The sequence below is a fragment of the Modestobacter sp. SSW1-42 genome (assembly GCF_046635825.1).
Lineage (GTDB): Bacteria > Actinomycetota > Actinomycetes > Mycobacteriales > Geodermatophilaceae > Modestobacter.
In genome coordinates this window covers 151,886-164,970 of record NZ_JBISCA010000004.1, presented here as the reverse complement: position 1 = coordinate 164,970, position 13,085 = coordinate 151,886, and the positions used below count along the sequence as shown (strand labels likewise).

General features: G+C 73.4%; 7 protein-coding genes and 1 pseudogene. 4 read left to right on the top strand and 4 right to left on the bottom strand.

All coding sequences use genetic code 11. The annotated features are described in order from the left end of the window. Positions 1–200: 200 nt before the first annotated feature. The gene (locus ACGBYP_RS15080) at positions 201–410 is read left to right on the top strand and encodes a hypothetical protein (RefSeq protein WP_411585432.1); all 210 of its coding nucleotides are present in this window, start codon (positions 201–203) and stop codon (positions 408–410) included. Positions 411–428: 18 nt separating this feature from the next. Here the strand turns inward: ACGBYP_RS15080 and ACGBYP_RS15075 are convergent, their stop codons facing one another. The 4 genes and pseudogenes from ACGBYP_RS15075 to fdh form a co-directional block, all read right to left on the bottom strand. Further along, positions 429–1,409: a D-alanine--D-alanine ligase gene (locus ACGBYP_RS15075; RefSeq protein WP_411585430.1), complete on the bottom strand. Its 981-nt coding sequence runs from the start codon at positions 1,407–1,409 to the stop codon at positions 429–431. A 62-nt stretch (positions 1,410–1,471) separates the two neighbouring features. Next, on the bottom strand, positions 1,472–2,692 hold the full coding sequence (gene nrfD, locus ACGBYP_RS15070; protein WP_411585428.1) for an NrfD/PsrC family molybdoenzyme membrane anchor subunit: 1,221 nt from the start codon (positions 2,690–2,692) through the stop codon (positions 1,472–1,474). Between the two features lie 42 nt (positions 2,693–2,734). Further along, positions 2,735–3,805 (bottom strand): 4Fe-4S dicluster domain-containing protein, encoded by a 1,071-nt coding sequence (locus ACGBYP_RS15065; protein WP_411585426.1) that lies wholly within the window; start codon positions 3,803–3,805, stop codon positions 2,735–2,737. 52 nt (positions 3,806–3,857) lie between these two features. After that, positions 3,858–7,160, bottom strand: a pseudogene (fdh, locus tag ACGBYP_RS15060) (formate dehydrogenase). A gap of 345 nt (positions 7,161–7,505) precedes the next feature. On the opposite strand from fdh, the gene ACGBYP_RS15055 reads away from it, so the two are divergent. The 3 genes from ACGBYP_RS15055 (at position 7,506) to ACGBYP_RS15045 (ending at position 12,993) form a co-directional block, all read left to right on the top strand. Continuing rightward, the gene (locus ACGBYP_RS15055; RefSeq protein ID WP_411585424.1) at positions 7,506–7,634 is read left to right on the top strand and encodes a hypothetical protein; all 129 of its coding nucleotides are present in this window, start codon (positions 7,506–7,508) and stop codon (positions 7,632–7,634) included. A 92-nt stretch (positions 7,635–7,726) separates the two neighbouring features. After that, complete coding sequence (locus ACGBYP_RS15050) at positions 7,727–10,390, top strand: putative bifunctional diguanylate cyclase/phosphodiesterase (RefSeq protein WP_411585423.1); 2,664 nt, start codon at positions 7,727–7,729, stop codon at positions 10,388–10,390. Next, positions 10,387–12,993: a diguanylate cyclase domain-containing protein gene (locus tag ACGBYP_RS15045; RefSeq protein WP_411585421.1), complete on the top strand. Its 2,607-nt coding sequence runs from the start codon at positions 10,387–10,389 to the stop codon at positions 12,991–12,993. Before ACGBYP_RS15050 ends, ACGBYP_RS15045 begins: the two co-directional genes overlap by 4 nt. Positions 12,994–13,085: the final 92 nt, after the last annotated feature.

Sequence of the window (13,085 nt, the reverse complement as noted above, 5' to 3'; positions counted from 1 at the left end):
CGCAGTCCCCTCAGACCTGCCCCGTGCCGCCGCGTCCCGGCGGCGCGGGGCAGCCCCACGTGCAGCCTGGATCCGGCGGCGCGGAAGGCGGCTCGACTCTCGGTGACGAGGTGAACACCAGAAGACGTCTTTCACACGAAAGGGCGATCTCCGCGCGTCAAGTACTTGAACTCTGCGGAACAAGAGCGGACGGTACGGCCATGTCCATGGCGACGGTGGTCCGCGCGCTCACCCGCCTGGCCGGCTGGGTACCGGCCGACGAGGCGCACGAGTGCATGTACGGCAAGACGGCCACCGCGTCGTCCAACTGCACCCGCTGGGTGCCGGCCCACGAGGGCTGGCGCCGCAACGGGATGGTCTTCTGCTCCTCCGAGCACGCCGCCGCCGACCAGGAGGACGCGCTCATCTGAGCGCACCGCCCGGACGCGCTACGGCGTCGACGTCCGGGCGACCGCGGCCTGCAGCAGCGAGACCAGCACCGAGCTGAACGACCTGCCGTCGGCCTGCACGCTGAACGGGAACAGCGAGGTCGCCGTCATGCCGGGGATCGCCGAGACCTCGAGCACCACGAAGTCGCCGTCCGGGGCGACCAGGAAGTCCACCCGGGACAGGTCGCGCATGCCCAGCGCGGTGTGCGCGGTCTCCGCGGCCGTGCGCAGCGCCGCGAGCGTCTCCTCGGGCAGTTCGGCCGGGGTGTTGACCTGCACCCGCGCCGGGTCGTAGCGGGCCACGAAGTCGAAGCGGTCCGTGCGGTCGTAGTCCAGGCCCACCGGCACCCCGGCGCGCGGCTGCCCGTCGAGGTCGAGCACCGCGACGCTGACGTCCATGCCCTCGGTGAAGCTCTCCACCAGCACCGTCTCGCCGTAGGCGAAGGCCTGCATCAGGGCGTCGACCAGGGCGTCGACGCTCTCGACGCCGTTGACGCCCAGCACGCTGCCGCCGCGGTTGGGCTTGACCACCAGCGGCCAGCTCATGTCCTCGACCAGGAACCGCACGACCTCGCTGCTGCCCAGCTCCTTGAACGACGAACTGGTCAGCGCGACCCACGGCGGCGCCTTCAGCCCGGCCCGCTCGGTGAGGGTGCGCCCCACCGTCTTGTCCCAGGCCAGCCGGCACGCCTGGGACGGCGACCCCGTGTAGGGCACCCCGGCCATCTCCAGCACCGTCTGCAGCGTGCCGTCCTCGCCGATGTCGCCGTGGATCGTGGGGATCACCGCGGTGTAGCCACCGCTGCGCAGCGAGGCCAGCAGCGACTGGTCGGCGTCGACCACGTGCGCGTCCACGCCCACCGACTGCAGCTCGCGCTGGATCCGCTCGCCGGACAGCAGCGACACCGCCCGCTCGTGTGAGAGCCCTCCGGCGACGATCGCCACCGGTCCGTGCAGGTCTGGGTGCGGGCTGACGGCCATGCCCTGACGCTAGCAACTCCGGGCTGCCCCGTCGGGCCGGACTCGGTCCGGCCCGACGGGGATCAGCGGACGACGGAGCGCGCCTCGTCCTCGGCGACGGTCTCGCCGGCCTTGCGTGCCGCCATCCGCTCCTTCTGCGGGATGACGATGTACTTCGGGTCCTTCGTGCTGGCGATGCCGGCCTCGAAGACGCCCATGCGGGTCATCACCGAGCCCGCGGCCAGCAGCGTGCCGCCCAGGACGGCGCCGACCCGGGTGCGGCCCAGCAGCGCGGTGAGCGCGGCGCCGGTGACGGTGGACTTCTTCGCCGCGCGCAGCAGCTTCCCGGCCTTGCCCTCGTGGTACGGCTCGGACAGCAGCCCGTGCCCGTTCTCCACCTTGTTGATCATGAACAGCTCGAGGGCCACCCCGGTGAGCGCGGTCTTGCGCGAGGGTCCGGCCTCGGCGACCGGGGACAGCGCCATCGTGATGCCGCCGCCGGCCGCCATCGCCGACCCGGCGAAGACGTAGGGCAGCTCGGAGTGCACCTCGTGCCAGCTCGGCGCGGCCGTGTTGGCCAGCAGCACCGCGGTGTAGGTGGCCATCGGCCCACCGAAGGCCGCGGCTCCGATCGCCGACGCCTTGCGGGCACCCGGGAAGAACCGGGCGAGCGCCGGCAGGAAGGGCAGCACCTTGGTGCCGAGCTCGAGCACCGGCGCCAGCTCCAGCAGCCGGAAGCCGGCCGCGGCGGAGGTGAACGCGCTGAACGGCGACAGGATGTAGGAGCCCACCGACAGCGGCGAGGTCGGCTTGAACACCCGCAGCATGTGCAGGAAGCGCTTGGGCCGGCCCAGGTCGTCGATCAGCAGCACGACCGAGCCCAGCGCCGCACCCGCGGCCACGTACTCCGCGTTGCGGGCCAGCGTCGGCCGGCCGGTGAACTCGGCGAGCGCGCCCAGCACCGACGACGTACCCGCGGCGCCACCGAGGAACAGGTACAGCGGGACCTCGGGGTTCTTCCACGTCGGCGTCTTGACGATCTGCCGGCCGTAGTAGGAGCTGAACTCCGCCTCGGGGACCATGGCCGCCTCGCGGTTGCCACTGCCCCATCCGCCGCCGCCCTTGCGGCGCTTGCGCTTGCGCCGGGTGAGGTCCTCCCCGCCCGCGCGGTGCCAGCCGCCGGCCGCGGCGACCAGCGGCGCCTCGCCGGCCGGCTCGTTGCCGCTGGGGCCGGCGTCGACCGACCGGCCGTTGAGGTGCTCCGCGTCGTCGGCCGGGTGGCCGTTGCCGCTCGGGGTGGTCATGCCAGGCCTCCCAGGGCCAAAGTCGCGATTTTGGCCCTCATGTCAGCGCTTCCGCCCGAGGAAGGAGGAGGCGACGACGCCGACGATCATCGCCGCGCCGGTGGCCGCCGCCTTCCACATGGCGGGCAGGTCGCGGGTGGTGACGATCGGGTCCGGCGGCAGCCCGTAGACCTCCGGCTCGTCCAGCAGCAGGAAGAACGCGCCGACGCCACCGACGCCGTCGCTCTCGTCGCGCCCGTAGAGGCGGGCGGTCTCGACGCCCTGGCCCTTGAGCGTGGCCAGCCGGGCGTCGGCCCGGGCCTGCAGCTCGTCGAGGTCGCCGAACTGGATCGACTGGGTCGGGCAGGCGGTCGCGCAGGCGGGCTGCAGCCCGTCGGTCAACCGGTCGTAGCACATCGTGCACTTGAAGGCCCGGCCGTCGTCCTTGCGGACGTCGATGACGCCGTAGGGGCAGGCCGAGACGCAGTAGCCGCAGCCGTTGCAGATGTCGCCCTGCACCACGACGGTGCCGAACTCGGTGCGGAAGAGCGCACCGGTGGGGCAGACGTCCAGGCAGCCGGCGTGCGTGCAGTGCTTGCAGACGTCGGAGGACATCAGCCAGCGGATCTGCTTGTCGCCACCGCCGCCGGTCACACCGGTCTGCGGGTCGAACTCGCTGAGCGCCTCGGCGTTGAGCACGCTGGTCTGCGCGTTCAGCACGCTGTCGGCGTGCGGGGTCACCGGGTTGGTGGGCTGGCCGTGGTCGTGCCGGTCGTCGCCGGGGCGCCCGAACGTGGGCATCGGCAGGTCGACCGCGCGGCTCTGCTCGATGAAGGAGACGTGCCGCCAGGAGTTGGCGCCGAGCATGCCGGTGTTGTCGTAGGACATCCCGGACAGGCCCATCTGGTCCTTCACGCCGTGCGAGTCGTCCATCGGGAGCGTGTTCCACTCCTTGCAGGCCACCTCGCACGCCTTGCAGCCGATGCAGACCGACGTGTCGGTGAAGAAGCCCACCCGGCGCGGGTGGTCCTCCTCGTACCCGGCCTCGGCCGACACGTCGGGCAGCGGCCCGAACAGCCGGTTCTTCGAGTCGGCGCCACCCAGGGACGGGCTCGCCGAGCTGATGGCGGTCATCGCCGGTCACCGTTCTCTGTGGTCGTGCGCTGTGTGGTCGTGCCCGGGACGGTCATGCGCCGGAGGCCTCCATCCTGCTGGGGTCCTCGTCGGGGTCGCGGCCGTTGAGACCCACGCGGCCGGACTTCACGCCGGCCCGCATGCGGTACTCCTCGACGAAGTCCAGCAGCTCGGGCCCACGGGGCCGTCGTCCGGGCCGGATGTCGGCGGTGCTGACCTTGTCCTCCTGGATGTGCGTGTTCGCGTCCAGGATGATCCCGAGCAGGTCGTTGGCGTTGTCGCCGGTGGACAGACCCGCGTAGGACCAGTGGTAGGGCATCCCGATCTGGTGGACGACCTGGCCGCCCTTCAGCCTGATCGGCTGCATCCGCTCGGTGACCAGCACCTTGGCCTCGATCGCCGTCCGGGCGCTGATCAGCGTGGCGAACTCGCCGTTGGTCAGACCGCGCAGCTCGGCGAGCTCCGGGCTGACCTCGACGAAGAACTCCGGCTGGAGCTCGGACAGGTAGGGCAGGGTGCGGCTCATGCCACCGGCCGTGTGGTGCTCGGTCAGCCGGTAGGTGGTCACCTGGAACGGGTAGACCTCGCTGCGCGAGGGGTTCTCCCGGTTCCACGGCCCGGCGATCCGCTCGATCGTCGGGCTGGACTGCTGCTCGTAGAGGTGGTTCTCCGCCACCGACTCCGAGGGCTCGTAGTGCGTCGGCATCGGGCCGTCGACCAGCCCGGCCGGCGCGTACAGCCAGCCCTTGCCGTCGCCCTGCATGACGAACGGGTCGGCGCCGCCGATCGCGGCCTGCGCCTTCGCGCCCTCCGGCGGCACGTAGTCCGGCCGCTTGGTGGCCTCGAAGTCGGGGACGTCGTCACCGGTCCAGCGACCGGCGGCCTCGTCCCAGTACACGTACTTCTTGCGCTCGCTCCACGGGTTGCCCTCGGGGTCGGCCGATGCGCGGTTGTAGAGCATGCGGCGGTTGAGCGGCCACGCCCAGCCCCACTCGGAGGCCACCGGGCCCTGCTCGCGGGCGGGCTTGCGCCGGGCGGCCTGGTTGACCTCGTCGGCGTAGACGCCGGTGTAGATCCAGCACCCGCCCGAGGTCGACCCGTCGTCCTTCATGTCGATGTAGGTCGACAGCGCCTTCCCGTCGGGGCCCACGCCGTTGATCTCGCGCAGCACCGCCTCGGCGTCCGGGTCGGCCGTGTGGCCGAGCGTCGGGTAGTCCCAGGTCAGCGTCTGGATCGGACGGTCACGCGGGTCGGTCGAGGAGGCCAGCCGCTCGCGGATGATGCGACCCAGGTGGAAGTAGAACCACAGGTCGCTGCGGGCGTCCATCGGCGGCTCGACGGCCTTCTCCCGCCACTGCAGCAGCCGCTGCGTCTGGGTGAAGGTGCCCTCCTTCTCCACGTGCGTCGCCGCGGGCATGAAGAAGACCTCGGTGCCGATCGTCTCCGGCGCCATCTCGCCGGTCTCGATCTCCGGGCCCTGCTGCCAGAAGGTGGCCGACTCGATCATCTGCAGGTCGCGGACGACCAGCCAGTCGAGGTTGGCCAGGCCGAACCGGTTCATCTTGCCGTTGGGGTGCCCGACGGAGGGGTTCTCGCCGACCAGGAAGTAGCCGTGCACCTTGCCGGCGATCATGTCCGCGATCGTGCGGTAGGAGCTGTGGTCGCCGTTGATCTTGGGGATGTAGTCGAAGGCGAAGTCGTTGTCCGCCGTCGCCTCGTCGCCCCACCAGGCCTTGAGCATGCTGGTGATGTAGGCGGGCTTGTTGCCCCAGAAGCCGCCCTTGCCCGCCGCGTCGGCGACGTAGTCGGCCAGCGTCTGGTGCTGCGAGGCGTGCGGCATCGGCAGGTAGCCCGGCAGCAGGTTGTATAGCGTCGGGACGTCGGTCGAGCCCTGGATGCTGGCGTGGCCGCGCAGCGCCATGATCCCGCCGCCGGGACGGCCGATGTTGCCCAGCAGCAGCTGCAGGATCGAGGCGGTGCGGATGTACTGCGCGCCGACGCTGTGCTGCGTCCAGCCCACCGAGTAGACCCACGCCGTCGTCCGGTCGCGGTTGCTGTTCGCGGTGACCCACTTCGCGACCTGCTCGAAGACCTCGGGCTCGATGCCGCAGACGTCCTTGACCATCTCGGGCGTGTAGCGGGCGAAGTGCCGCTTCAGCACCTGGAAGACGGTGCGCGGGTGCTCCAGCGTCTCGTCGCGCTTGGGCTTGGCCGCGATGGTCGGGCCACCGCTGCCGTGCGTCTGCGCCTGGTCGCTGGCCTCGACGTCGTCGGCCTGGGTGCCGGCCTCCTGCGCGGCGGCCCCGGCCGGGTCGTCGGAGCTGGCGTGCGGCTCCTCGGCGAACTCGTACTGCCAGGTGCGCTCGTCGTACTGGCTCTTGTCCGGGTCGAAGCCGGAGAAGAGGCCGTCGAGGTCCTCGGTGTCGACGAAGTCCTCGCCCACCAGCGCCGCGGCGTTGGTGTAGGCCACGACGTACTCACGGAAGTACAGGTCGTTGTCGAGCACGTACTTGATCAGCGCACCGAGGAACGCGATGTCGGTGCCGAGCCGGATCGGCACGTGCAGGTCGGCGATGGCCGACGTGCGCGTGAACCGCGGGTCGATGTGGATGATCTTGGCGCCGCGGGCCTTCGCCTCGGACACCCACTGGAACCCGACCGGATGGCACTCGGCCATGTTCGAGCCCTCGATGACGATGCAGTCGCTGTTCGCGAGGTCCTCGAGGAAGTTGGTTGCGCCACCACGGCCGAACGAGGCTCCCAGACCGGGAACCGTCGAAGAGTGCTATATGCGGGCCTGGTTCTCGATCTGCACAGCGCCCAGGGCGCTGTACAGCTTCTTCATCAGGTAGTTCTCTTCGTTGTCCAGCGTCGCGCCGCCGAGGCTCGCGAAGCCCATGGTGCGGTTGACGCGCTTGCCGGCGTCCTCGGTCTGCCAGCCCTTCTCACGGGCGTCGAGGACGCGGTCGGCGATCATCTCCATCGCCGTGTCGAGGTCGAGGTCCTCCCAGTCCGTGGCGTACGGACGGCGGTACTTGACCGTCGTGACGCGCGACGGGCTGTTGACCAGGCCCTTGCTGGCACTGCCCTTGGGGCACAGCCGGCCGCGGCTGATCGGGGAGTCGGGGTCGCCCTCGATCTGGACGATCTGCTCGTCCTTCACGAACACCCGCTGCGCGCAGCCGACGGCGCAGTACGGGCAGACCGACTTGACCACCCGGTCGGCGGTCGCCGTGCGGCTGACCACCTTCTCCGTGGCCTTGCTGCGCGCGGCCACGCCGCGACCCAGCGGGTCGTTCCCAGTGAGCTGCCGGAACACCGGCCACGCGTCGAGCCACGTCTTCACGACGGGGATGTTGCCACCTGGTCGGGCACCACGCTCGTCCACCCCACCCCTCGGCGGGTCGGCCCGGAGCGGACCGGCGGGTTCCGGAGTGACGATTCGGACGCCGTGCCGGGCGGTGCCGACCTCGACCACGGGAGAGCGCTCTCCGGAGTCGACCGATCACGGTGCGACGTCGCCGGCGAGGCGACCGGACGGGAGCGGGCAGCAACGGGCCGAGGGGCTGGGGCGGGCCAGTACCGTGACCACCGACACCCCAGGAGGCGCACCATCGCGATCGACCCCGCAGCCCGCACGGACGCACGCCCCGGCGACCCGGCGGTCCACACCGCCCGGTCCGAGGAGGTCGCGGACGCCGTGTCCGAGGCGACCGTCGAGTGCCCCGAGTGCGGCGCGCCCAGCAGCCCCGCGCGCATCGCCACCTGGGGCCACTGCCGCGCCTGCCGCACCGCCGACTCCCGCTCCATCCAGCCGCTGCGCTGGTAGCCGGCACACCGCCCGCCCGACCCGTCCCCCCTGCGGGTGATCGGGCACCACCAGCGCTGCAGAGCCGCACCGGTCGTCCCGAACACCCTCCTGTGACCTCTGGAGTCCTCGCCGCACCGGCGCGGGCCGTGGCCGCCCCTGCCCGGGGTGGCCCGGCCGCCCCGCCGCTCGCCCGGCACCTGCTGCTCGCCCTCGCGGCGGCCCTGCTGACGACCGCGGCCGGCTTCGTGCCCGGTGTCGAGGACGGCCCGTCGGTCACGCTGAACCTGTCCGCGGTCGTCGTGGTCGCGGTGCTGCTGGCCCGCTCGGCGTCCCGCACCGCCCACCCCCGCGCCTGGCGCTGCTATTCGGCGGCGGTCCTCGCCGGCGGCGCGGGTGCCGTGGTGGCCAGCATGCTGCTGCCCTGGGGCCAGACCGCGCTGGGCAGCGTCCCCGGGCAGCTGCTCGTCGTCGCCGCGATCGGCCAGATGATCGACCGGCGGGCGCTGCGCGCCGCCCGCGCCCAGCTGGCGACGTCCTTCGCACTCTTCGTGGTCGCCGACCTGCTGGTCGTCCACACCACTTACCACCTGTTCGTCCCGGTGACCGGCGAGCCGGCGCTGTCGGCCACCGTGACGCTGTTCGCCCTCCTGTTCTGCACGGCGCTGTGCACCGGGGTCTCGCTGCTGGCGATGTCGGTCAGCGGCACGGCCGGACGCCGGGTCGCCGGGCTGGTCTTCGCCGGCCAGTGCGCGGCCTCGGTCGCCTCCACCGCCTCCGCGGTCACGACCGGGCCGCAGCCGCTGCAGTACGTCGCCTGCGGCGCCAGCGTGCTGGGCCTGGCGCTGGTCCTCGTCGCCTGCCGGCACGACGTCCCGGCCGCCGGGGCCCGTCGTCCCGACCCGGTCGCCTACAGCTCCCGCCTGGGCTCGCTGCTGCCGCACGCGACCGCCACCGTCGGCGGCGTCATGCTGCTGTCCAGCGTCTGGATCACCGGCGAGGTCACCGTCTTCGGCACCGGGCTGGGCGCCGTGGGCCTCTGCCTGCTCTTCGCCCACCAGACCGCCAGCTGGCGCGCCCAGGACCAACTGACCACCCGGCTCCAGCACAGCGAGGCGTACTTCCGGGCGCTGGTCCGCAGCAGCGCCGACCCCGTGGTCATCCTCGACGACCAGCTGACCGTCCGCTGGGTCTCCCCCTCCATCACCGACCTGCTGGGCCTGGACCCCGCCCGCATCGTCGGCGGCCGGATGACCGACGTCGTCCACCCCGAGGACGCCGCCGGCGTGACCGGCGCCCTGGCCTCGGCCGGCGAGGCCGGCGCGACCAAGACGCGCTCCGCCCGGGTGCGGCACGTCGACGGCCGCTGGCGGCTCATCCAGGCCCAGGTGCGCGACCTGCGCAGCGACCCGGACGTCGGCGGTCTGGTGCTCTACTGCCGTGACGTCACGGCCACCGCCCGGGCGGCGGTCGAGCCCGACCTGGCCCTCAGCACCTCCGACCCGGCCACCGGGCTGCCCAACCGCTCGGCGCTCACCACCCGGCTCGGCGCGCTGCTGCGCGACCCGGCCGTGCCCACCACCTCGCTGGTGCTCGTCGCGGTCGACGGGCTGCCCGGGACCGACGACCCCACGGTGCTGCGCGAGCTCACCACCCGGTTCACCCGGGTGCTGCGCGGCGACGACTGGCTGGCCCGCTCCGGCAGCGCAGAGTTCGCGGTGCTGGTCGACGGCACGATCGCCGACGCCGAGGTGGTCGCCACCCGGCTCGTCGCCGCCGTCGAGCCGGTGGCCACCGGCACCGGCACGCTGCGGCTGACCGCGGTCGCCGGCATCGCCCCCCTCGGTGCCGACGTCGACGCCGGCGAGGGGCTGCGCCGCGGCGACCTGGCGCTGCGCAGCGCCCGTGCCGCGGGCCCGGGCCGGGTGCGCCGGCACTCCGACGCCCTGCGCATCACCCAGGACCGCCAGGAGTCGCTGCGCGCCGACCTGGACCGTGCCCTGGCCGACGGTCAGCTGCGGCTGGTCTACCAGCCCGTCGTCGACCTGGCCCTGCACCGCACCGTGTCGGTCGAGGCGCTGCTGCGCTGGCGGCACCCCGTGTACGGCGAGGTCTCCCCCGCCGAGTTCGTGCCGCTGGCCGAGGAGTCGGCGCTCATCACCGAGCTCAGCCGGTGGGTGCTCACCGAGGCCATGACCACGATCGCCGCCCTGCCGCACCGCGACCTCGGCGTGGCCGTCAACATCTCCGCGCGGCACGTCCGCAGCGGCGAGCTGGTGGCCGACGTCCTCCGGGCCCTGGAGACCAGCGGCCTGCCCGCCACCCGGCTGGTCCTGGAGATCACCGAGTCGGTGCTGCTCGACGACGCCCACGTCGTGGACGACCTGGCCGCCCTCCGCCAGCTCGGCGTCCGGATCGCCGTCGACGACTTCGGCACCGGCTGGTCGTCGCTGGCCTACCTGGTGGGGCTGCCCATCGACGTGCTGAAGATGGACCGGCAGTTCCTCTCCGACGTCGAGACCGACCCGCAGCGCCGGGCGCTGTGCGCCTCGGTGCTGCACCTGGGCAGCAGCCTGGGCCTGTCGGTGGTCGTCGAGGGCGTGGAGACCGAGCCCGAGCTGCAGCTGCTGCGCGACATGGGCCACCGCTACATCCAGGGCTTCCTGCTCGCCCGCCCGATGGACGTCGCGGCGCTGCCGGCCGGCCTGCCCGGCATCGCCGGGCCCGGCACGGCCACCGGCGTCACCTCCACCGCCGCTCGCAGGACGTCGTCGTGAACCGGGTGCGCCCCACCCCGCTGACCGTGGTCCTGCTGACCGCGCTCGTGGCGCTGGTGTGCACCCAGCCCCTCAGCCCGCCCGGCTCCCTGCCGCAGTGGGACGACCTCGTGCTGGCCGCGGTCGGTGGCTGGGCCGCCTGGCGGTGCCGTCGGCTGACCCGGCGGATGGGCCGCCGCGACCGGCTGCCCTGGCAGGTCCTGGGCGGTGGCGCGCTGGTGTTCGGCGTCGCCAACACCCTCACCGGCCTGGGCGTCGGCGGCGTGCTCGGCGGCCTGGGCGGAGGGGACCTGCTGGTCATGGTGGCCGCGTCCGGCCCGCCGGTCAGCGCGGTGCTGCTCGGCGGTCGTGTCCGCGGCACCAACTGGCCGCTGCTGGTCATCGACGGGGTGATGGTCGCCTTCGCCCTCGTCCTGGTCGCCGACGTCCTGGTCCTCTCCCCCGCGCTGTCCCCCGGCGCCGTGCCCCACGACCTGTTCCCCGTCGTGATCGGCTACGGCGTCCACCCGGCGCTGGCGATCGGCATCGTGGGCGCCCTGTGCACCGTCTCCACCGCCGCCGTCCGCCGGCCGGCCACGGCGATGGTCGCGATGACCGGGCTGTTCGGCCTGGCCTCGGCGCTGCTGGCCGTGCACGTCCTGGCGCCGGCGGGCCTGTGGGCCGACGTCGCCGACGTGGCCGTCGTCGCCGCGCTGGTCGTCGGCGTCCGGGCCGTCCAGCTCGCCGCGGAGACGGCCGCGGCCCCGTCGCCGGCCGACGCCGTCCCGGTGGTCAACGCCGCCGGGGTCGCCGTCCAGGTGGTCGCCCTGGTGGGCGTGCCGACCACCCTGCTCACCGCGATCGTGCTGGACATGCCGCTGCAGGACGGGGCGATCGCCTGCCTGGCGGTCGTCATCACGATGCTGCTGGTGCGGATCGTGCTGCGCATCCGGGAGAGCGGGCGCGTGCACGCCGACCTGCTCCGCAGCGAGGAGGACTTCCGCGGCCTGGTCGAGGCCAGCTCCGACGGCGTGGCGATCGTCGACGCCCAGCTGCGCCTGGAGTTCACCTCCCCCGCCGCGCGCACGCTGCTCGGCGTCCTCGACTCCGACCTGCACCCCTGCCTGCTGGACCTGCTGCACGCCGAGGACCGCGTCCGGGTGCGCCGGGAGCTGACCGTCGGCACCGGCGACGTGGCCCCCGCCCTGCACCTGCGCGTGCAGGACGCCGGCGGCGAGCCCCGCGAGCTCGAGGTCACCCACCACGAGCGCCCCGGCAGCGGCCGGCGGGTGCTGCACCTGCGCGACGTCACGACCCGCCGGCGCCGCGAGCGCGAGCTGGAGCGGATGGCCTTCACCGACCACCTCACCCGGCTGCCCAACCGGGCGATGCTGTTCCAGGAGATGGGCGCCGCCACGGCCCCGGGTGCCCAACGGTGCCTGCTGGTGCTCGACCTCGACGGCTTCAAGTCGGTCAACGACTCCGCCGGGCACGAGGCCGGCGACCTGCTGCTGGTCGAGGTCGCCCGGCGACTGCAGAGCCTGCTGCGCGCCGACGACCTGGTCGCCCGCCTGGGCGGGGACGAGTTCGCCGTCCTCGTGGCCGGCGCCGAGGAGGACGCCGTGGAGGCGGCCCAGCGGGTCGTCGACGTCCTCGCCCACCCCTACCGGGTCGGCAACCGCAGCTTCACCGTCGGCGCGAGCGTCGGGCTGGCCCGGCTCAACCCCGGCGGCGGCCAGGTCGCCTTCCGCCAGGCCGACGCCGCGCTCGGTGCGGCCAAGCAGGCCGGCAAGGGCTGCTGGCGGGTGCACACCGACGACCGGGTCGCCCAGGTCAGCGGTGACGTGGCCGCGGCGATGACCACCGGGGAGGTCCAGCTGCGCTACGACGTGGTCGCCACCAGCCACACCGGGCAGGTCACCGGCGTGCACGCCACCCCGGTGTGGGCCCACCCCGAGCTGGGGCTGCTCCCGGCCCCCGAGCTCTGGGCCGCCGCCGAGCGGCAGGGCAGCAACGGCGCGCTGCAGCAGTGGCTGCTGCACCAGGCCTGCACGGAGGTGGCCGCGCTGGACGGCGGGCTGCAGGTGGGCTTCGACCTGCCGGCCGGCCAGGTGCACGCCGACGAGCTCGCCGGCGAGGTGGCCGCGGCGCTGGCCGGCTCGGGCATGGCCCCGCGCCGGCTCGTGCTGGCCTTCGACGAGGAGGTGCTGCAGACGTCCTCGGCCGGGCTCATCCCCGCGCTGCACACCGTCCGCGCCGCCGGGGTGCACCTGTGCCTCAACGACTTCGGGATGGGCTCCACGCTGTGGTCGCAGCTGGCCCGCGTGCCGCTGGACACCGTGCGGGTCGACGTCCGCGGCCTGGCCGCCCCCGGCGACCACGACCGGGCGATGCGGGTGCTGTCGGCGATCGAGTCCAGCGCCGCCGCGTTCGACGTCTACACGCTGGCCAGCGGGGTGGGCAGCCCGGAGCTGTACGGGGCGATCCGGGCGCAGTGCCGGATGGCGGTCACCGGCCCGGTGCTGCCCAGCGGGCTCACCGCCGGCCAGGTCGCCGCCCTGCTGCGGCACCCGTCCTCGACGCTCACCCCGCACCCGGGGGAGCGCGCGCACGCGGACGCCTGAGGCCGTACCGGGGCCCGACGAATCGTGTGCGGTCACGTGCTCAAGCACTGGCCGGGGCCGGCCGTAGTAGGGGTTACGCCGGTACGTCAGCG